The organism is Pseudohoeflea suaedae (assembly GCF_004354915.1).
Taxonomy (GTDB): Bacteria; Pseudomonadota; Alphaproteobacteria; order Rhizobiales; family Rhizobiaceae; genus Pseudohoeflea; species Pseudohoeflea suaedae.
The window spans coordinates 95,870-116,468 of record NZ_SMSI01000001.1; the positions used below are offsets into that span (position 1 = coordinate 95,870).

Sequence of the window (20,599 nt, forward strand, 5' to 3'; positions counted from 1 at the left end):
TCGCCCGCTCGTGCCGGGCGGCGAGCGCGCCACCCTCGTCGAAAATGTCGAGCGAGCCTTCGCCTTCCAGCGCCAGCGGAATGAAGAGCCGGGGATCGGGAGAGACATAGGATCCGCCCGCACCTTCCGTGCAGGCCACATCCCATATATCGGCGACGAAGGCCTCACGGGCACGGAACCGGAGATCGCACAGCGGCGTGATGCCGGTAATCTCGCTTGTCATCCTGGGTCCGAACGGCCTGATCTTCACGGGCACTCCAACTCATAAGCCGCTGCAATTATTCCACCCGCGCAGCGTCATACATAAGTTGAGTTGGATTGTCAGGTTAAAAATTGATAGCCTCAGCCATGAACCGATGCTTCGTCCGTCCGCCTCTCACGCGACGGCAAGACGCGGAAGCACGGCAGGCAAGCAACGTGTGACTGTAAAGGGAAGGAGAAGTATGGCGGAGAGGGTGGGATTCGAACCCACGGTACGGTCGCCCGTACGCCGCATTTCGAATGCGGTGCTTTCGACCACTCAGCCACCTCTCCGCGTCGCGTGGTCATCGCTTGGCGCGATCGGCGCACTCCATAACGGCGGATGATTTGGAACACAAGGCACAATTTTCATGGCGAAGCACGAAAATGCACGCTTGCGCGCCCGGAAGCCCTGTAAAAGCTTGACTTGGGACTGAACCTTTTGTATCGGACCCGGCAGGCGGCGTGGAGCCTTTCCGCGCCGTTTGTTTTTGTTCCCCGCGCGTGTGCCACGCCCTTCCCCGGAAATGCGGCAGGCGGCACGATGAAGGGACAGGGACTTTCACCCGGGGCCCGATCGCCCCGATTGGTATCCAGACTGGCAAAAAGACGGCCGTTTGGCGCTCCGGACTTCCGGACGACATTCAGAGCCGGACTGAACACGAAAGGAAAAACGATGTTCGCAGTCATCAAGACCGGTGGCAAGCAGTACCGCGTTGCCGCCAATGACGTCCTCACCGTCGAGCGCCTTGAAGGCGACGCCGGTGCATCCGTTGAATTCACCGAAGTTCTCATGGTCGGCGAAGGCGAATCCGCCACCATCGGCGCACCCTTCGTCGAAGGCGCCATGGTTGTCGCCGAAGTCGTCGACCAGGGCCGCGCCCGCAAGGTCATCGCCTTCAAGAAGCGCCGCCGCCAGAACTCGAAGCGCATCCGCGGTCATCGTCAGCACCAGACCACGCTGAAGATCACCGACATCCTGACCGGTGGCGCCAAGCCCTCGAAGAAGGCCGCTGCAAAGCCGGCCAAGACCGAGGACAAGGCTGCCGAGAAGCCGGCCGCCGAAAAGAAGCCGGCGAAGGCCAAGGCCGACAAGGGTGACGATCTGACCAAGGTCAAGGGCATCGGCCCGGTCGCAGCCGGCCAGCTCGCCGACCACGGCATCGACACCTTCGCCAAGCTCGCCGCTCTCAGCGACGACGAAATCGCAAAGATCGACGCCGACCTGCCGTTCAGCGCCGACCAGATCACCGACTGGCGCGCCCAGGCCGCCGATCTCGCGAAGTAATCAACCGGCCGGCCCATCCGGCAAAGTTTCCGTCCGTAGGGACGAAAAAGGAGCAGACCCATGGCACACAAAAAAGCTGGCGGTTCCTCGCGTAACGGTCGCGATTCCGAATCCAAGCGTCTTGGCGTGAAGAAGTTTGGCGGCGAGCAGGTTCTCGCCGGCAACATTCTCGTGCGTCAGCGCGGCACCAAGTGGCACCCGGGCACCAATGTCGGTCTCGGCAAGGATCACACCATTTTTGCGACCAAACCGGGCACCGTGGCATTCCGCAAGAAGGCCAATGGCCGCACTTACGTCTCCGTGATGGAGACCGCGGAAGCCGCAGAATAAAGCCGATCCGACAAAGCGGGCCGGCGTCTCATCGACCGGCCGGCTTAAAAATCGGCATTCTCCGGAAAAGAGATACGGGAGGTGGGACGAAGGTCCCGCCTCCCTTTTTCTTTCATCCAGCCAAAGGAGAATGACGATGATACAGCAATTGCCCTCACGGAGGCCTCAGCCTCCCAGCGATGAACGGTTGAGAATAGACTGTCCGGTCTTGCTGACCGAACGGCTCGTTCTGAGAGCGCCCCATGTCGAGGACATCGACGCCATTACCCTTCTCGCCAACAACCCGGCCATCGCCACCATGGTATCGCGCATGCCGCATCCCTACACACGGGAAGATGCCGCCGAGTTCGTCCGAAAAACGGCGACCCGCGGGAACGGTAATAGCGTCTATGCGATGGCGGAAGCCGATACCGGAACCTTCGTGGGCTGTTGCGCCCTGCATGAGGGCGACCGTCCCAACGGCCTCGAGATAGGTTACTGGGTCGGCCAGCCCTACTGGGGTGGCGGCTATGCGACGGAAGCAGTCCACGCGCTGGTCGACATGGCCTTCAAGTCGACCGAGATCGATCATATCGACGGCGCCTGCCGGGTGACGAATGCAGGCTCGCGCCGCGTCCTGCAGAAGTCCGGCTTCCAGTTCCAGGGCACCGACATGATCCACGTCATGGCGCTCAATGCCTCGGTCGCCGCGGAACGGTTCCGGCTCGACCGCAAGACCTGGGCCTCGCTTCTGAGCTGGCATGCCAGCCCGGCGCGGCGCTGACAATCCACCGGCCGGGCACAGATCCGGCCGGTTTTCGCATGAAGCCGGAGCATGCCTCCGCGCTTTGACTTTGACCGCGGCTCCATGTGCCGCTATCGATGCGCCCGGCGGGGCTTGATGATCGAGACCCGCCGGCAGAAAGACAGGACCGAACACGATGAAATTTCTCGACGAAGCCAAGGTCTACATTCGTTCCGGCGATGGCGGCGCGGGCTCTGTCTCGTTCCGGCGCGAGAAGTTTGTCGAGTTCGGTGGTCCCGACGGCGGCGATGGCGGCCGTGGCGGCGATGTCTGGATAGAGGCCGTGGAAGGCCTCAACACGCTGATCGACTATCGCTATCAGCAGCATTTCAAGGCCAAGACCGGCATGCACGGCATGGGCCGCAACCGCACGGGCGCGGGCGGCGACAGCGTGACCCTCAAGGTCCCCGCCGGCACGCAGGTGTTCGAGGAAGACCGCGAGACGCTGATTTGCGATCTCGTCAATGTCGGAGACCGCTATCGCCTGGCAACCGGCGGTAATGGCGGCTTCGGCAACACCCACTTCAAGTCCTCCACCAACCAGGCGCCGCGTCATGCCAATCCCGGTCAGGAGGGGCAGGAAAAGACCATCTGGCTGCGCCTGAAGCTGATCGCCGACGGCGGCCTCGTGGGTCTGCCCAATGCCGGCAAGTCGACCTTCCTGGCGACCGTCACCCGTGCACGCCCGAAGATCGCCAACTATCCCTTCACCACGCTCCATCCCAATCTCGGCGTTGCCACCATCGATGGCCGCGAGTTCATTCTCGCCGATATCCCGGGCCTCATCGAGGGCGCGCATGAAGGCGTCGGCATCGGGGACCGCTTCCTCGGCCATGTCGAGCGCACCCGCGTGCTCTGCCATCTGGTCTCCTCCGTCGAGGAGGATGTCGCCAAGGCCTACAGGACCGTGCGTCACGAGCTTGAGGCCTATGGCCATGGCATCACCGACAAGCCCGAAGTGGTGGCGCTGTCCCAGGTCGACGTGCTCGACCCCGAAACCCGCCGCGAGAAGGTCAAGGCGCTGAAGAAGGCGACCGGCCAGACACCGCACGAAATCTCCGCCGTATCCGGAGAGGGTATGACTGGGCTGTTGCGGGCGCTGCGCGAGGTCATCGATTCCGACAAGGCGGCAGAGGCCGAGAAGGCCGGAAATACCGGCGCCGTATCCGGAAGCGACTGACCACGATGACGGCGCGCCGCAAACCCCTCTCCGCCCACAAGCGGATCGTCATCAAGATCGGCTCGGCGTTGCTCGTCGATCGAGCCACGGGCCTCAAGACCGCCTGGCTTGAAGCCTTGTGCGCGGATATCGCCGCGTTGAAGACCAACGGCGCCGATGTGCTGGTCGTCTCCTCCGGCGCCATCGCCATGGGCCGAACCGTGCTCGGGCTGCCCTCCACCGCGCTGAAGCTCGAGGAAAGCCAGGCGGCCGCCGCCGTCGGGCAGATCGCGCTGGCGCAGGCCTGGGCCGACAATCTCTCCCGCCACGGCATCGTCGCGGGACAGATCCTGCTGACGCTCTCCGATACCGAGGAGCGCAGACGTTATCTCAACGCGCGCGCCACGATCGGCGAATTGTCGCGCCGGGGTGCTGTTCCCGTCATCAATGAGAACGACACGGTGGCCACCACCGAGATCCGCTATGGCGACAATGACCGGCTGGCGGCCCGCGTCGCCACCATGACAGGCGCCGACCTTCTCGTGCTGCTCTCCGATATCGACGGGCTTTATACCGCGCCGCCTGCCACAAATCCCGACGCCGAATTTCTCTCCGAAATTCCCGCCATCACGCCCGAGATCGAGGCGATGGCCGGCGGTGCGGGATCAGAACTCTCCCGCGGCGGCATGAAGACCAAGATCGATGCCGGCCGGATCGCGACCGGTGCCGGTTGCGCAATGATCATCGCCTCCGGCAAGCCGGACCATGCGCTATCGCTCATCGATACCGGCGGCCGCTCGTCATGGTTCGCGCCGTCGGGTACGCCCGTCACCGCGCGCAAGACTTGGATTGCGGGCCAGCTCGAGCCCGCCGGCCGCCTGGTCATCGACGCGGGCGCCGAGCGCGCGCTCCATGCCGGCAAAAGCCTGCTTCCGGCGGGCGTCACGGCCTGCCAGGGCGACTTCCATCGCGGTGACACGGTCGCTGTCATGACGGCGGAGGGCCGCGAGATCGCACGCGGTATCTGCGGCTATGACAGCGAGGAAGCCGGTCGCATCACCGGCCGCAAGTCCGCGGAGATCGAAACCTTGCTCGGCTATCCCGGACGCGCCGCCATGATCCACCGCGACGATCTCGTCATCACCGGCCCGCGACCGCGCGGCTGATCCGCTCGCGCGCGCAATCAGGCGGCTCGCTCCGCGCGGCTTTACCCCTAACCGCCTATTGCGTATGTAACAGGTCCCCTTCGGGACCCGCACAATTCTGGGAGTGGCCCAATGCCGGACAAGGCAGATACCGTGGTAGACGTCGAAACGCTGATGGCCGAGATCGGCCGCAATGCGCGTGCCGCTGCCAAGCCACTCGCAATTGCCTCGACCGAGACCAAGAACGCGGCCCTTCTTGCCATGGCCGAAGCCATCGAGACCAATGCCGCCAAGATCCTCGAGGCCAATGCCAAGGACATGGGACGCGCCGAGGAAGCCGACCTTTCGCCTGCGCTCAAGGATCGCCTCAGGCTCGACGCGGACCGCATCGCCGGTGTCGCCAACGGCATTCGCGAAGTGGCGGCGCTGCAGGATCCCGTCGGCGACGTGATCGCCGCGTGGGATCGCCCCAACGGCCTCCAGATCGAGCGCGTTCGCACGCCGCTCGGCGTTATCGGCGTCATCTATGAAAGCCGTCCCAACGTGACAGCGGACGCCGGCGCCCTGTGCCTGAAGGCCGGCAATGCGGTGATCCTGCGCGGCGGCTCGGATTCGATTGCATCAACCCGTGCAATTCACGCCTGCCTCGTCGAGGGGCTGAAATCCGCGGGCCTGCCCGCCGAGGCCATTCAGGTTGTGCCGGTCACCGACCGGGCCGCCGTCGGTGAAATGCTCAAGGGGCTCGGCGGCACTGTCGATGTCATCGTGCCGCGCGGCGGAAAGAGCCTCGTTGCCCGCGTCCAGAGCGAGGCGCGCGTTCCGGTGTTCGCCCATCTCGAGGGCCTTTGCCACGTCTATGTCGACAAGTCGGCCGATCCCGACATGGCACGCAGGCTGATCGTCAATTCCAAGATGCGCCGCACCGGCATCTGTGGCGCTGCGGAGACGCTGCTGCTCGACCGCGCACTCGACATGGCCACCAAGCGGGCGCTCGTCGCCGATTTGATCGCGGCCCACTGTGAGGTCCGCGGCGACGAGGCCGTTCAGGCGCTGTCCCCGGACGTCAGGCCCGCCGAAGAGGCCGACTGGTCGACGGAATATCTCGACGCCGTCATCTCCGCCCGCGAAGTGGACGGTATCGACGGCGCCTTGGCCCATATCGGCCGCTACTCGTCCAACCATACCGAGGCGGTGATCGCCGAGGATGCCACGGTCGTCGAGAGGTTCTTCAACGAGATCGATTCGGCAATCCTGCTGCACAATGCCTCGACCCAGTTCGCCGATGGCGGCGAATTCGGCATGGGAGCCGAGATCGGCATCGCCACCGGCAAGATGCACGCACGCGGCCCCGTGGGCGTGGAGCAGCTGACCTCCTTCAAGTATCGCGTCCGCGGCAGCGGGCAGACCAGGCCGTGACTTGAACGTTTTCCGCGCGTCCTATCCGGCTCCCTATCTGCGCATGCCTCACGTCGAGCGCGGGATGAAGGTCGGCCTGTTCGGCGGCTCCTTCAATCCGCCCCATGCCGGCCATGTGCTGGTTTCCGAGATTGCGCTCCGCCGTCTCGGCCTCGACCAGATCTGGTGGATGGTATCGCCGGGCAATCCGCTCAAGGATCATTCCGACCTCGAAGCGCTGGAGGCGCGCGTCACCGCCTCCAACTCGATGGTCGAGGATCCGCGCGTCAAGGTGACGGCCTTCGAGGCCGTCTACGGATTGCGCTACACCGCCGAGACGCTCGACTTTCTCAAGCGGCACAATCCCGGCATTCATTTCGTCTGGGTGATGGGCGCCGATAATCTGGCGAGCTTCCATCGCTGGCAGGACTGGCGCGGGATCGCGCAGACCTTCCCGATCGCGGTTATCGACAGACCCGGTTCGACACTTTCCTACCTGTCGGCGCCGATGGCCAAGGTCTTCTCCCGCCATCGCCTGGACGAGAGCGACGCGCGGCGGTTGCCGACCGCACACGCACCGGCCTGGACCTTCATTCACGGCCCCCGGTCCACCCTGTCATCGACAGCCATCAGGAAAGCCCGCGCATCGCGCACTCAGGGCAAGAAGCCCGAGACGGACAAGATGCCCTGACCGATATTTTTGAAGCGTGCGTGGCGTGCGTCTGCGGCCGCGGGCCGCTCACGGCCGAAATCGGCCTGGCCGGACGTCTTGAAAAGTTAACACATGCATGCCTATCTTTAACCATGCGGCTGCAAGTGATGTCGTTGGCCGCATCCTGTCTGTTCGAAAATCGAAAGGAACGACACTGAGGACAGCACATCAGAAGGGAAATGCCGAAGGCAATTTCTCACCGGTTGCGGATAGCGGCGCAATGGCAGCACTCCGTCAACTCGAGCTCGTTCGCGAAAGCCTCGCGGACTCAAAGGCAGAAGACATCGTCCACATCGACATTGCGGGCAAATCGGCACTCGGCGATCACATGGTGGTCGCGTCGGGCCGGTCCAATCGTCATGTGTCGGCGATGTGCGATCACCTCATTCGCGATCTCAAGAATGCCGGTTTCGGCGCCCCCCAGGTCGAGGGCCTGGAAGCCGGTGACTGGGTTCTCATCGATGCGGGTGACGTGATCATTCACGTGTTTCGTCCGGAAATCCGGGATTTCTACAACATCGAGAAGATGTGGCAGACCCCGGATATCGATGGCGAAAAGCTGCACTGACCGCTTGACCCGCTAAGGCGGAACGTGGTCGTAACCTCCATGGTCCGGGCGGCCCCGGTCGCCCGATGAGAAATTTTGACTGACTGACCGGGTTGCGACATGCGTGTGACTTTCATTGCGACGGGCCGGCTCAAGGCCGGCCAGGAGGCGGAGCTTGCGGCCCGCTACATCGACCGGTTGGCCAAGGCCGGACCGGCGATCGGCATCGAATTCGCCCGCACGATTGAACTCACCGAAAGCCGTGCCCAGGCACCCGACCAGCGAAAATCCGACGAGGCCGCCGAGCTTGAGAGGAACATGCCGAAGGGCGCGTTTCTCGTTCTGCTCGACGAGCGCGGCAAGACGCTTGATTCGGTCGAGTTCGCCGGACGGCTGGGTCAGATCCGTGATGAGGGCCAGCGCGACATCGTGCTCGCGATCGGCGGCCCCGACGGTTTCGACAAGGCGCTTCTGCGCCGTGCCGACCTTACCATCTCCTTCGGTCGCATGACCTGGCCGCACCAGCTGGTGCGCATCATGCTCGCCGAACAGCTCTACCGCGCGGTCACGATTCTTTCCGGCCACCCCTATCATCGCTCATGAACACGAGGGCCTTCCCCTTTTCGTTTCAGCTTACGGAAAGGTTCATGGTGATTGAGTTGCAAATCAGCTAAGGGTTGCTCATGAACTCCGGCCTCCCGTCCCTCAAGGTTCTTGCATCTGCCTCTCCGCGCATGATTGCGGCGTTGACGCTCGGGCTGACGGTCGGCACGGCCGCCCTCCCGCTGGGCGCCACGGAGAAAGGGACGGAAGATCCGGTTCAGGCCGAAGCGGCCGTACCCGCAGATGCCGATGCGCTGACCCCGGAGGAGCGGAAGCTCCTCGAACAGCGCGACGAAAACCTCACGGAACTCAGGGCTGCGGCGACCGATGCCGAGGCCGCGCAGAAGGCGCTCGAATCACTCGAGAGCGATCTGGCCGGACTGAAAGACGAGCAGGAGGAACTGGAATCCTCGCTGCAGAAGACGACCGCGCGCCGTACCGAACTCGACCGCCGCGTTGCCGATGGCCAGGAACGTCTCACTGCGCTGAACCAGCGCCAGATTGTGTTGCGCCGCTCGCTGATCGATCGCCGCGCGGTCCTGGCCGAGGTCCTGGCCGGCCTGCAGCGAATCGGTCGCGATCCCCCCCCTGCCCTGCTGATTTCTCCCGATGACGCGCTGTCCTCGGTGCGCAGCGCCATCCTCCTGGGTGCTGTGGTGCCCGAAATCCGCTCGGAGACCGACGCCCTGGTGCGCGATCTCGACGAGCTGGCGCGATTGCGCAAGTCCATCGCCACCGAACGGACCGAACTCGCCGCGGCGCTCGAGGACAACGACAGGGAAAGCGAACGGCTGGCTGCTCTGGTCACCGAAAAGCTGGAACTGCAGGAGGAAAGCGAGCGCCGCCTCGAACTCGAGCGCAAGCGCGCCGCTTCGCTGGCCGAAAGGTCCGGCGAACTCGAGAGCGTGATCGCGTCGCTGGAAGCCGAAATCACCCGTCAGCGCGAGGCAGCACTTGCGGCGAGGCGCGCCGAGGAAGAGCGCAAGCAGCGCATTGCCGAGCAGCTTGAACGCGCCCACAAGCTCGCGCTTGCCAAACTGCCCGAGAAAAACCGCATTGCGCCCGCATATGCATTTTCGGCGCTCAAAGGAACGCTGTATTATCCCGTCAGGGGCGAAACGCTCCGCTATTTCGGCGCAGCCGATGGAAGCGGACATGGCTTGAGTGGCGAACTCGTCGCCACCGGCCAGGGTTCAACGGTTTCGGCACCGGTGGATGGCTGGGTCGTCTTTGCAGGCGGCTTCCGCTCTTACGGCCAGACACTGATTATCGATGCCGGGGACAAGTACCATCTCGTCCTTGCCGGACTCGATCGAATTTCGGTCGCCGAGGGACAATTCGTCCTTGCCGGCGAACCTGTGGCCACCATGGGGCCGACGCGAATGGCGGGAGCAGCCGCATTGACACTGGCAACCGACAAGCCGACGCTTTACATTGAATTCAGAAAAGACGGAAAAGCTGTCGATCCACGTCCCTGGTGGAGAGATGGTGCGTCTCAAGGAAGGGCGAGCAATGATACGTAAGGTGACCTACATGGCCGTTGGCGCCCTCATGGGTGCGACGGCGCTGGGAACGCTTCAGGCCTATAGCGGCTCGGCTGAAGCGGCCGGCAGCGAGACCTACCGCCAACTGGCGATCTTCGGCAATGTGTTCGAGCGCGTTCGCGCCCAGTATGTCACCCCGCCGAAAGAGGAGGAGCTGGTCGAGGCAGCCATCAACGGCATGCTGACCTCGCTCGATCCGCATTCGAGCTACCTCAACCAGGAAGCGGCCACCGACATGCGCACGCAGACGCGCGGCGAGTTCGGCGGCCTCGGCATCGAAGTCACCATGGAAGACGAACTCGTGAAGGTCGTCGCGCCCATCGACGATACTCCAGCCGCGCGTGCCGGCGTTCTCTCGGGCGACTTCATTTCGGAGATCGACGGCGAGCCGGTGCGCGGCCTCAGCCTGTCCGATGCCGTCGACAAGATGCGCGGACCGGTCAACACCGCCATCGAGCTGACCATCCTGCGTGATGGCGCCGATGCGCCGATCAAGATCAAGGTCACACGCGACATCATTTCCGTGAAGGCCGTGAAGTTCCGCGCCGAGGGCGATGTCGGCTATCTCCGCGTGATCTCCTTCACCGAGAAGACCTATGGCGACCTGGAGAATGCCATCTCGACGCTCAAGGACGAGATCGGCGAGGACAAGCTCAAGGGCTTCGTGCTCGACCTGCGCCTCAACCCGGGCGGCCTTCTGGATCAGGCCATCAGCGTCTCCGACGCCTTCCTGAACCAGGGCGAGATCGTTTCCACCCGTGGGCGCAACCCGGAGGAAACCCGTCGCTTCAACGCCCGCGACGGGGATCTGGTCGACGGCAAGCCGATGATCGTTCTGGTCAATGGCGGCTCCGCCTCGGCCTCCGAGATCGTGGCCGGCGCCCTGCAGGATCATCACCGTGCCACGGTGCTCGGCACCCGCTCCTTCGGCAAGGGCTCGGTCCAGACCATCATCCCGCTCGATGAAACGACCGCGCTGCGGCTGACCACGGCGCTCTACTACACGCCGTCGGGCACCTCCATCCAGGGTACCGGCATCAAGCCGGATATCGAGATCGAGGAACCGGTGCCGGAAGAATTGCGCGGCCGGATGGCAAGCTCGGGCGAATCCAAGCTGCGTGGTCACATCCAGGGCGAGAACGAGGATGACGAAGGTTCGGGCTCGATCGCCTATGTTCCGCCGGATCCGAAGGACGACGTCCAGCTCGGCGAGGCACTCAAGCTGATCCGTGGCGAAACCACCAATGCGGCCTTCCCCCCGAGCCCGGAAACCGCAGAGAACAAGAACTGATCCCCGCCCCTTCCAGGGTGGATTGAAATCGGGCCGGTCGCCGTCAGGCGGCCGGCATTTTCATGGCTTGCGACGCGCCGCTGTTCGGGCTTGCCTGCATCGGCGCGGATTGATTCAATGGCCGGGATAACGCGAATCGGTTGGCGGGACCTTGAGCACGGACATTCATCATCCACTGGGGAAGAACCGGCCGCCGGCCGGCAAGCGCGGCCCCCGAGGCCATGGCAAGGCAATTGCAATCTCGCTTGCGGTCCTTCTGGTGTTCGGCGGCGGTGCATTCGTCGCCTGGCAAAGCCAGATACCCGCCCCAACTCAACAGCCGACAGACGTCGCGGTGGCGCAGATCGAAGCCGACGACACCCGCGAGACCGACGATATCGAGATCTTCGACGGAGACAAGGCATCGGGGTCTCCGCCCGGCAGCGGCATGCAAAGCCAGTCCGGGCATTCGGGCGCCAACATAACCACCAGCCTCGACGAGAATGGCGGCACGATCACCAAATTCACGCCTGCGACACGCGACCAGCCCGGTGCGGTTCTGCTGTCCCCACCCGATCGGGTCGGCCAGGACCCGCGCCTTGCTCACCTGCCGGACCCTGCCGTTACCGAGGAAACGCCCGACGGAGAATTGCCGGTCATCGGCGCCTCGGGTGAACGGGCCTTCGATATCTACGCAAAACCCTGGTCAGGCGCGCGCGGCACACGAATTGCGATCCTCGTGGGTGGTCTGGGACTGAGCCAGACCGGCACCCAATACGCGCTGCAGAAACTTCCCACGGAAGTCACCGTGGCGTTTGCGGCCAATGGCAACAGTCTGCAGCGCTGGATGCAGGAGGCCCGCCGCGACGGTCGCGAGATCATGCTGCAGGTGCCGTTCGAACCTTTCGACTATCCGCGCAACGATCCCGGCCGCGGCACGCTGACCGTCGAGGCCGGCGCGGAGAAGAACATTGCCGATCTTCATGCCGCCATGGGGGAGATCACCAACTATACCGGCATTACCAATTTCATGGGTGGACGGTTTCTCGCCGATCCCGATGCCCTGGAGCCGGTGATGCGGGACATCGCCAAACGCGGCATCATGTTTCTCGACGACGGCTCCTCCGCGCAGTCGCTGACCGATCAGTACTCGCGCGCCTTCGGCATTCCCTTCGCCGCCTCCGACATCATCCTCGACGGCACGCAGGAGCGAGGCTACATTCTGGGAAAGCTCGATGACCTGGAGCGCATTGCCCGCCGCAACGGCAAGGCAATCGGCGTTGCATCTGCTTTCGAGGTTTCGGTCGATGCCATCGCGGCCTGGGCCAACGAGGCCAAGGCCCGCGGCATAGAGTTCGTGGGCGTCGCCGCCGTCGCCGACGATCCGGAACGATAGACCAAGGAACCGATACGGGAGGCTGCTGGTGGCCAAGAAGGACAAGATCGCGCGTGACCCCAGGGATCTGCCCTATCGCCCCTGTGTCGGCGTCATGGTGCTGAACAGGGATGGCCAGGTCTGGGTAGGGCAGCGCCGCGCCATCGACAACTCCGAATATGACGGCAACCCGCAGCTCTGGCAGATGCCCCAGGGCGGCATCGACGAAGGCGAGGACTGGGAAGAGGCGGCGCGGCGGGAACTCTACGAGGAGACCGGCATGAAATCGGTCACGCTCATCGAGCAGGCCCCGGACTGGATCACATACGATCTCCCGGATCACCTGATCGGCATCGGGTTGAAGGGCAGGTTCCGCGGCCAGAAACAGCGCTGGTTCGCCTATCGCTTCGAGGGGGACGACAGCGAGATCGCCATAAATCCGCCGCCGGACGGACATTCCGCCGAGTTCGATGCCTGGAAATGGACGGAGATGGCCGGGCTGCCGGACATGGTGGTCGCGTTCAAGAAGGGCGTCTACCGCGAGGTTCTAGAGGCCTTCGGACATCTGGCGGAAGGAAAGATCTGATGCCGCACGGGCGCGTAGCCATTTCGCAGATCACCTTCAGGGACAGTGCGCCCGAAGAGGATGCCGCGATCCGCGAACTTGAGGCCCGCGCCTTCGGACGTGAGGAAGAGGCCGATCTTGCGCTCGATCTCATGGCTGGCCCGGTCGAGACACTCTCGCTGGTCGCCGTCCGCGAAGGCCGCCTTGTCGGGCATCTCCTGTTCAGCCGCATCGAGGGCCCGGAAAGGTGCCTGGCCCTCGCCCCGCTCGCCGTCGATCCGGATTTTCGCGAGATGTATGTCGGCACCGAGCTCGTGAGGCATGGCTTGAAGCGGGCGCGCGAAGCCGGCTGGAAATCGGTATTCGTGCTGGGCGAGCCCAATTATTACGGCCGCTTCGGTTTCCGCTCCGAGCTCGCCGATCCCGCCGTGGTCGAGTGGCAGGGCCCCTTCCTGCTGGCGATGGAACTCGAGCCCGATGCGCTTGCCGGCTGGTCGGGGCCGCTCGTCTATCCCGAGCCCTTCTCGAAAGTCTAGGCCGCAAACGAAAAACGGGCCCGAAGGCCCGTCGATCGATCTCGTTGTCTCTGCCTGCGTGATCAGGCCGGAAGGATTGCGCCTTCCAGCGTGGTCAGCTGGTCGAGGAATTCGCGTGCGCGCTGTGCCTGCTGATCATGCTTGGCATCCTCGACGGCCTTTTCGGCTGCCGCGATCTGTTCCTTGATGATCTCGGAGTTCATGTCGTCGACATGGATGGCCTTCTCGGCCAGCACCGTGCAGCCTTCCGGCAGGATGTCGGCGAAGCCGCCGAAAACGACGTAGCGCTCTTCCTTGCCTTCGTCACCGGTGAAGGAGACGATGCCCGGACGGATCGTGGTCATGGTCGGCGCATGGTCGGCCATAACCGTCATGTCACCTTCCGAACCCGGAACGACGACCGAGGTGACTTCCGTCGAAACGAGAAGCTCTTCGGGCGAGACAAGTTCGAATTTGAAGCTGTTGGCCATGTGATTTTAGCGAATAGCGACATAGCGCATGGCGAGTGGATTTCTCCCGCCGGCCAATCGTATATCCCTATTCGCTACTCCCTATTCGCTTCCCGCTGAAATCAAGCTGCCTCTGCGGCAAGCTTCTGGGCTTTCTCGATGGCTTCGTCGATGCTGCCAACCATGTAGAAGGCCGGCTCGGGCAGGTGGTCGTATTCACCTTCCACGAGGCCCTTGAAGCCCTTGATGGTGTCGGCGATGTCGACGAGCTTGCCCGGCGAACCGGTGAACACTTCGGCCACGAAGAACGGCTGCGACAGGAAGCGCTCGATCTTGCGGGCGCGTGCCACGACCAGCTTGTCTTCTTCCGACAGCTCGTCCATGCCGAGAATGGCGATGATGTCCTGAAGCGACTTGTAGCGCTGCAGGGTCTGCTGGACCTTGCGAGCGGTTTCGTAGTGCTCTTCACCGACGATCATCGGGTCGAGCATACGCGACGTCGAGTCGAGCGGGTCCACGGCCGGATAGATGCCCTTTTCGGCAATCGAACGCGAGAGCACGGTCGTTGCGTCAAGGTGGGCAAAGGTCGAAGCCGGTGCCGGGTCGGTCAAGTCGTCGGCGGGAACGTACACGGCCTGCACCGAGGTAATCGAACCCTTGGTGGTGGTGGTGATGCGTTCCTGCATGGCGCCCATGTCGGTACCGAGCGTCGGCTGGTAACCCACGGCCGAAGGAATACGGCCGAGAAGCGCGGACACTTCGGAGCCGGCCTGGGTAAAGCGGAAGATGTTGTCCACAAAGAACAGCACGTCCTGGCCCTGATCGCGGAAGTGCTCGGCAACGGTCAGACCGGAGAGAGCAACACGGGCACGGGCACCGGGGGGCTCGTTCATCTGGCCGTAAACGAGGGCTGCCTTAGAGCCTTCGCCGCCGCCTTCCTTGTTCACGCCGGATTCGATCATCTCGTGGTAAAGGTCGTTGCCTTCACGGGTACGCTCACCCACGCCCGCGAACACGGAGTAACCGCCGTGCGCCTTCGCGACGTTGTTGATGAGTTCCATGATGAGAACGGTCTTGCCCACGCCGGCGCCGCCGAACAGGCCGATCTTGCCGCCCTTTGCGTAAGGCGCGAGAAGGTCGACGACCTTGATGCCGGTCACGAGGATTTCGGCTTCGGTCGACTGGTCGACATATTCCGGAGCGTCCTGGTGGATCGCGCGGGTTGTCTTGGTCTTGATCGGGCCCGCATCGTCGACCGGCTCGCCGATGACGTTCATGATGCGACCCAGGGTCTCGTCACCAACCGGAACCGAGATCGGCGAACCGGTGTCGGTTACCGCCTGGCCGCGAACCAGACCCTCGGTGGAGTCCATCGCGATGGTGCGCACGGTGTTCTCGCCGAGGTGCTGGGCAACCTCGAGAACGAGGCGCGAGCCCATGTTTTCGGTTTCCAGAGCGTTCATGATCGCCGGAAGGTGATCGTCGAAGCTCACGTCGACAACGGCGCCGATGACCTGCGAGATGCGGCCGGCTGCGCCGGATGCCGCAGCGGATTTCGCCGGGGTCTTGGTTGCCGCGCTCTTGGCGGGAGCCTTGCGAGCCGCGGGCTTCTTAGCCGCAGCGGTCGTGGTTGCCGGGGTAGCTGCCTTAGCCATAATTCTTACCCTCTTGTCCGTTCCTTAGAGCGCTTCCGCACCCGAAATGATTTCGATAAGTTCCTTGGTGATCTGGGCCTGTCGCTGGCGGTTGTAGCTCATTGACAGCTTGTCGATCATCTCGCCCGCATTGCGGGTCGCATTGTCCATTGCCGACATCTTGGCACCCATCTCGCCGGCGACGTTTTCAAGCAACGCGCGGAAGATCTGAACCTTGATGGAACGCGGCGCCAGATCGGCGAGGATCGCCGAGGCGTCGGGTTCGTAATCGTAGACCGCCGCCGAACCTTCGCCTTCGCCCTCTACCTGTTCCGCCGGAGCGGCCGGGATGAGTTGCTGGGCAGTCGGGACCTGGCTGATGACGGACTTGAATTCCGAATAGAACAGCGTGCAGACGTCGAACTCACCGGCTTCGAACATGTCGAAGACCTTCTCAGCGACCTGTTCCGCCTGGGCGAAACCGATCTTGCGCACATCGCGGAAATCGATGCGTTCGACGATGGCGCTGCTGTAGTCGCGGCGAAGAAGGTCATAGGACTTCTTGCCGACGGTGATGATCTTGACCGTCTTGCCCTCGGCGCGAAGGCGGCGGGCATGTTCGCGGGCCAGACGGACGATCTGTCCGTTGAAGCCCCCGCACAAACCGCGGTCCGCGGCAGCGACGACGAGCAGATGCACGTCGTCCTTGCCGGTGCCGGTCATGATGCGCGGTGCGTCGTCCCCGCCGCCGACGGCCTGGGCGATGTTCGACATCACCGCTGCCATCCGCTGCGAATACGGCCGCGCGGCCTCGGCCGCCTCCTGCGCACGCCGAAGCTTCGCCGCGGCCACCATCTGCATGGCCTTGGTGATCTTCTGCGTCGCCTTGACGGAGGCGATCCGGTTTTTCAGATCCTTGAGTGAAGGCATCCGTACGTCGTCCTAACGGTCGTTTCGATCAGGCGAAGGTCTTGGCGTAGGTGTCGAGAGCGTCAGTCAGCTTCGACTTGATCTCGTCGGTCAGCGCCTTTTCGGTGCGGATCGCTTCGAGAATGTCCTTGCCCTCGCCACGCATGTAGGCGAGCAGACCCTGTTCGAACTTGCCGACCTGGCTGACCTGCAGCTTGTCGAGATAGCCGTTCACGCCGGCGAAGATCACCGCAACCTGCTCCTCGGTCTTCAGCGGCGAGAACTGCGCCTGCTTGAGGAGTTCGGTCAGGCGGGCACCGCGGTTCAGAAGGCGCTGGGTTGCAGCGTCGAGGTCGGAACCGAACTGTGCGAAGGCCGCCATTTCGCGATACTGCGCAAGTTCACCCTTAATGGAGCCTGCGACCTGCTTCATGGCCTTGATCTGTGCCGACGAACCCACGCGGGACACCGACAGACCGACGTTAACGGCCGGGCGGATACCCTGGTAGAAGAGGTCCGTTTCCAGGAAGATCTGACCGTCGGTGATCGAGATCACGTTGGTCGGAATGTAGGCCGACACGTCGTTCGCCTGCGTTTCGATGACCGGGAGTGCGGTCAGCGAGCCGGCACCGTTGGCTTCGTTGAGCTTTGCGGCGCGCTCGAGAAGGCGCGAGTGAAGGTAGAAGACGTCGCCCGGATAGGCTTCGCGGCCCGGCGGGCGGCGCAGCAGGAGCGACATCTGGCGATAGGCGACGGCCTGCTTGGAAAGGTCGTCGTAGGCGATAAGGGCGTGCTGGCCGTTATCACGGAAATATTCGCCCATGGCGCAGCCGGCAAACGGAGCCAGGAACTGCATCGGAGCCGGATCGGAAGCGGTTGCCGCGACGACGATCGAATAATCGAGAGCGCCGCGCTCTTCGAGAACCTTCACGAACTGGGCAACCGTCGAACGCTTCTGGCCGACAGCGACGTAGACGCAGTAGAGCTTGTCTTCATCCGGGCCGTTGTCGTGGATCGGCTTCTGGTTGAGGAAGGTGTCGAGCAGGATGGCGGTCTTGCCGGTCTGACGGTCGCCGATGACGAGCTCGCGCTGGCCACGACCGACCGGGATCAGGGCGTCGATGGCCTTCAGGCCGGTCGACATCGGCTCATGCACCGACTTGCGCGGCATGATGCCGGGAGCCTTGACGTCCACGCGGGCACGCTTCTTGGCCTTGATCGGGCCCTTGCCGTCGATCGGGTTGCCGAGACCGTCGACCACGCGGCCGAGCAGTTCCGGACCGATCGGAACGTCCACGATGGAACCGGTCCGCTTGACGGTGTCACCCTCTTTGATGTCGCGGTCGGCACCGAAGATAACCACGCCGACATTGTCGCTTTCGAGGTTGAGGGCCATGCCCATGATGCCGCCCGGGAACTCGACCATTTCGCCCGCCTGGACGTTGTCGAGACCGTAGACACGGGCAATACCGTCACCGACGGACAGAACCTGACCGACTTCGGAAACTTCGGCTTCCTTGCCGAAATTCTTGATCTGGTCTTTGAGAATTGCGGAAATTTCCGCCGCGCGGATATCCATCAGCCAACCTCTTTGAGTGCGTGCTTAAGCGTGGAAAGCTTCGTGCGAAGCGATGTATCGATCTGGCGCGAACCGACCTGGACGATCATTCCGCCGAGAAGGGCGGGGTCGACGGTCACGCGGGTCGCGATCTTCTTGCCGGTGGCGCTCGAAAGCGTCGCGGCGAGTTCTTTTTCCTGCGCGGCCGTCAGCGGGCGGGCGGTCTGCACATAGGCAGTCGCCTCACCGCGTTCGCGCGCAGTGATCTCGTGATAGGCGGCGACGATTTCCGACAGGCTCTGGAGCCGGCGGTTGCGCGCCACGACTTTCAGGAAGTTGCCGGCGAGTTCGCCGATCTTCGACTTTTCGGCGAGAGCGGCAACGGCGCCGAGCTGCTCGGAAGACGCGAAGACCGGGCTGGAGACCAGCCGCTTGAGTTCATCGTTGCCCTCGATGATCGAGGAAAACAGGTCGAGATCCTTGCCAACGGCGTCAACCGACTTGGCAGCACTCGCAAGCTCGTAAAGCGAGGAGGCGTAACGTTCGGCGACACCGGAAATTCGCTGGGATTTTTCGGCCACGGGCGTGTTTGTCCCTCATCTGAACTCAAGACCTTGCAACTGGATTCGGCATCCGTTTGCAAACTCTTGAAATTATTAATCGTTTTTTTGAGTAGTCACGACCGGCAGGCCGCCAATTCCCAAATTTCGCGGTTCGTCTAGCATAGTGCGGAAGGACTCGCAACACGCGCAAGGCAGCTTATCCGCCCTGCTTTAGGCTGAATTGCCGATTGCCGGAGCCGCTCGCGCCCGAGGGTTGCGCCTGACGGTCGTTCGCGCGCCTATACCAGCCCGAAGACGAAGGCGAGCGGCATGATGGCGAGCACGGCTTCGCACGTTATCGAAATCCAGTTGAATGTCGTGTTGCCGCGGTCGAGAAATATCGAGACCAGCCGGCCGAAGGCGGTGAAGGCCCACCCGGCGCCGAGCGCCATGTAGAGAAGAGGCTGGGCAAACAGCATCGCGCAGATACCGACCCCGAGATAGAAGCCCGCCATCGTCGCCCTGCCCTCGGACACGGCTTCGGGATGTTCGGGTTCGGTGGTGATCCGCATGATGCGGTAGGACAATCGCGGCGCGAACAGGAGAAGCAGACCGAAGAAGATGGTGATGGCGGCCGACGTCCAGGCAAGCCATTCACCCGCGCTCGACGGCCAGTAGAATTCGATCATGTCTTTCCTCCTTCGGCGCAGCGCCCTGCCGCGTCCGCACGTAAACTGGGTTTCGTCATCCGGCGGTCAAGCCTGCGCGCCCGGGCGACTGCCCCGATCCTCGTCCATGAAACCGCGAATGATGGCACCCGCATTGCGCGCCTCGACTTCCGATTCCCTGACAAGAATGTCGAAATGCTCGGTCAGCGCCTGAACCTGCCGGCTTTCGCGATAGACCAGATAGAACTGCCCCACATAGACAACCGCCAGCAGCCGCCCGAAAACCGTGATCGGCGCCGAAAAGACTTTCCTCGCGTCATAGAGATAAAGCCGGAGCGACGGATAGAGCTTCTCGCAACGCTCCGCCATGAAATCGATCTGCGCTGCGCGCACATCCTCGCCGAGCCCCGCCCAATATCCCTCGCCACGGGCAAGCGATCGGATCATGTCGATCGGCACGCAGATCTCGTAGTCGGATCCCGGAGCCCTCAGCCATTCCACGGTCTCGCGCATGGCCCGGCGCGCCTGCTCCGGCGTCTTGTCGAGAAAGGCTGCATATTCCCATTCGAGGAGAGCCTCGGTCTTCAGAAGGTCGGGAATGGTCGCCGGCACGTAGCGGATCTTGTGACCCGCCGCCTCCTGATGCCAGGCGATGATCTGCTCGTCCGCCGGTGTCCGTCGCGCACTCGCGATGCGGAAACTCGCCGAAAGCACTTCCGCCGCGGGCTCCGGGCGCTCGGAGAGCCCCAGCAGCCAGTCGGCGCTGACCCCGAGCGCCGCCGCGCACTCGGCCGCCAGATGTGCATTCGGCAGCCGGACATCGTCGCCCGATAGCAGCTGCGCGATCGTCGAGCGGTCGACGCCGGCTTCCCGCGCGAGCGCGCTTCGGCTCTTGCCGCTTGCCGCCAGGCGCTGGTTGAGCCGGGTACGAAACAGGTCTGCGCGATCTTCTTTCCTCATGAGGACAAAAATCCTCATCTGCCGAGTTTTGTCAATGAAGAGGACTTTTCGATGCAAAGATACAGAATTCCGGCGATCCAAAAACAGGCGTATCTCTCGGTCATTCCGCCACTGCGCGACCGCGCAATTTTTCAGGACCGATAAATGGAATCGAAAACGAGAACCTGTGTCAAAGCCGTTTCCTGGCAGGCATTGGGCCTTTTCACCACCAGCCTATTTGCCTGGCTCTATACGGGCTCGATCGGCAACGCGCTGTCGCTGGCGCTCACCACCGCGGCCAGCGGCATGATCTTCTTCATCATCCACGAACGCATCTGGGATCTTGTCGGGTGGGGACGCGGCGAGCGCGGATCGGCGCAGGTCGAAGGGGGCATCGAAGCCTAGGC

Annotated in this window: 22 protein-coding genes and 1 tRNA gene; 15 read left to right on the top strand and 8 right to left on the bottom strand. The window is 63.3% G+C overall.

Annotation, left to right across the window (positions count from 1 at the left end):
• Positions 1–444 precede the first annotated feature (444 nt).
• Positions 445–534 (bottom strand) — tRNA-Ser (locus E2A64_RS00430).
• Between the two features lie 382 nt (positions 535–916).
• On the opposite strand from E2A64_RS00430, the gene rplU reads away from it, so the two are divergent.
• From rplU to E2A64_RS00500, 14 genes are all read left to right on the top strand, one after another.
• Complete coding sequence (rplU, locus tag E2A64_RS00435; RefSeq protein ID WP_133282488.1) at positions 917–1,528, top strand: 50S ribosomal protein L21; 612 nt, start codon at positions 917–919, stop codon at positions 1,526–1,528.
• A 60-nt stretch (positions 1,529–1,588) separates the two neighbouring features.
• Positions 1,589–1,858, top strand: coding sequence for a 50S ribosomal protein L27 (gene rpmA, locus E2A64_RS00440; protein ID WP_133282489.1), 270 nt, complete (start codon positions 1,589–1,591; stop codon positions 1,856–1,858).
• A gap of 130 nt (positions 1,859–1,988) precedes the next feature.
• Entirely contained in the window at positions 1,989–2,621 is a 633-nt protein-coding gene (locus E2A64_RS00445) for a GNAT family N-acetyltransferase (RefSeq protein ID WP_133282490.1), read from the top strand.
• 157 nt (positions 2,622–2,778) lie between these two features.
• Positions 2,779–3,822, top strand: coding sequence for a GTPase ObgE (obgE, locus tag E2A64_RS00450; RefSeq protein ID WP_133282491.1), 1,044 nt, complete (start codon positions 2,779–2,781; stop codon positions 3,820–3,822).
• A gap of 5 nt (positions 3,823–3,827) precedes the next feature.
• The gene (proB, locus tag E2A64_RS00455) at positions 3,828–4,967 is read left to right on the top strand and encodes a glutamate 5-kinase (protein WP_133282492.1); all 1,140 of its coding nucleotides are present in this window, start codon (positions 3,828–3,830) and stop codon (positions 4,965–4,967) included.
• A gap of 111 nt (positions 4,968–5,078) precedes the next feature.
• The gene (locus tag E2A64_RS00460) at positions 5,079–6,362 is read left to right on the top strand and encodes a glutamate-5-semialdehyde dehydrogenase (RefSeq protein ID WP_174235734.1); all 1,284 of its coding nucleotides are present in this window, start codon (positions 5,079–5,081) and stop codon (positions 6,360–6,362) included.
• A 43-nt stretch (positions 6,363–6,405) separates the two neighbouring features.
• Complete coding sequence (locus E2A64_RS00465; RefSeq protein ID WP_133284187.1) at positions 6,406–7,032, top strand: nicotinate-nucleotide adenylyltransferase; 627 nt, start codon at positions 6,406–6,408, stop codon at positions 7,030–7,032.
• A gap of 97 nt (positions 7,033–7,129) precedes the next feature.
• Positions 7,130–7,621 (top strand): ribosome silencing factor, encoded by a 492-nt coding sequence (gene rsfS, locus E2A64_RS00470; RefSeq protein ID WP_133282493.1) that lies wholly within the window; start codon positions 7,130–7,132, stop codon positions 7,619–7,621.
• Positions 7,622–7,720: 99 nt separating this feature from the next.
• Positions 7,721–8,203, top strand: coding sequence for a 23S rRNA (pseudouridine(1915)-N(3))-methyltransferase RlmH (gene rlmH, locus E2A64_RS00475; protein ID WP_133282494.1), 483 nt, complete (start codon positions 7,721–7,723; stop codon positions 8,201–8,203).
• 80 nt (positions 8,204–8,283) lie between these two features.
• A complete protein-coding gene (locus E2A64_RS00480) occupies positions 8,284–9,726 on the top strand; it encodes a murein hydrolase activator EnvC family protein (RefSeq protein ID WP_244598100.1) in 1,443 nt (480 codons plus the stop codon).
• Complete coding sequence (locus tag E2A64_RS00485; protein WP_133282495.1) at positions 9,716–11,038, top strand: S41 family peptidase; 1,323 nt, start codon at positions 9,716–9,718, stop codon at positions 11,036–11,038. The genes E2A64_RS00480 and E2A64_RS00485 overlap by 11 nt, the downstream gene beginning before the upstream one ends.
• A 151-nt stretch (positions 11,039–11,189) precedes the next feature.
• Positions 11,190–12,413: a divergent polysaccharide deacetylase family protein gene (locus E2A64_RS00490; RefSeq protein ID WP_133282496.1), complete on the top strand. Its 1,224-nt coding sequence runs from the start codon at positions 11,190–11,192 to the stop codon at positions 12,411–12,413.
• A gap of 28 nt (positions 12,414–12,441) precedes the next feature.
• A complete protein-coding gene (locus tag E2A64_RS00495) occupies positions 12,442–12,978 on the top strand; it encodes an RNA pyrophosphohydrolase (RefSeq protein ID WP_133282497.1) in 537 nt (178 codons plus the stop codon).
• A complete protein-coding gene (locus E2A64_RS00500; RefSeq protein ID WP_158285651.1) occupies positions 12,978–13,493 on the top strand; it encodes a GNAT family N-acetyltransferase in 516 nt (171 codons plus the stop codon). Before E2A64_RS00495 ends, E2A64_RS00500 begins: the two co-directional genes overlap by 1 nt.
• 62 nt (positions 13,494–13,555) lie before the next feature.
• Here the strand turns inward: E2A64_RS00500 and E2A64_RS00505 are convergent, their stop codons facing one another.
• From E2A64_RS00505 to E2A64_RS00535, 7 genes are all read right to left on the bottom strand, one after another.
• On the bottom strand, positions 13,556–13,963 hold the full coding sequence (locus tag E2A64_RS00505) for a F0F1 ATP synthase subunit epsilon (protein WP_133282499.1): 408 nt from the start codon (positions 13,961–13,963) through the stop codon (positions 13,556–13,558).
• Positions 13,964–14,064: 101 nt separating this feature from the next.
• On the bottom strand, positions 14,065–15,597 hold the full coding sequence (gene atpD, locus E2A64_RS00510) for a F0F1 ATP synthase subunit beta (protein ID WP_133282500.1): 1,533 nt from the start codon (positions 15,595–15,597) through the stop codon (positions 14,065–14,067).
• Between the two features lie 24 nt (positions 15,598–15,621).
• Positions 15,622–16,506 carry a F0F1 ATP synthase subunit gamma gene (locus E2A64_RS00515; RefSeq protein WP_133282501.1) on the bottom strand — a complete coding sequence of 295 codons (885 nt, stop codon included), beginning with the start codon at positions 16,504–16,506 and terminating at the stop codon, positions 15,622–15,624.
• A gap of 28 nt (positions 16,507–16,534) precedes the next feature.
• On the bottom strand, positions 16,535–18,064 hold the full coding sequence (gene atpA, locus E2A64_RS00520) for a F0F1 ATP synthase subunit alpha (RefSeq protein ID WP_133282502.1): 1,530 nt from the start codon (positions 18,062–18,064) through the stop codon (positions 16,535–16,537).
• On the bottom strand, positions 18,064–18,624 hold the full coding sequence (locus E2A64_RS00525) for a F0F1 ATP synthase subunit delta (RefSeq protein ID WP_133282503.1): 561 nt from the start codon (positions 18,622–18,624) through the stop codon (positions 18,064–18,066). Before E2A64_RS00525 ends, atpA begins: the two co-directional genes overlap by 1 nt.
• Before the next feature lie 260 nt (positions 18,625–18,884).
• Positions 18,885–19,274 (bottom strand): AGROH133_08824 family phage infection protein, encoded by a 390-nt coding sequence (locus E2A64_RS00530; RefSeq protein ID WP_133282504.1) that lies wholly within the window; start codon positions 19,272–19,274, stop codon positions 18,885–18,887.
• A 66-nt stretch (positions 19,275–19,340) separates the two neighbouring features.
• Entirely contained in the window at positions 19,341–20,213 is an 873-nt protein-coding gene (locus tag E2A64_RS00535; protein ID WP_133282505.1) for a helix-turn-helix domain-containing protein, read from the bottom strand.
• 144 nt (positions 20,214–20,357) lie between these two features.
• On the opposite strand from E2A64_RS00535, the gene E2A64_RS00540 reads away from it, so the two are divergent.
• A complete protein-coding gene (locus E2A64_RS00540; RefSeq protein ID WP_133282506.1) occupies positions 20,358–20,597 on the top strand; it encodes a DUF2061 domain-containing protein in 240 nt (79 codons plus the stop codon).
• Positions 20,598–20,599 lie beyond the last annotated feature (2 nt).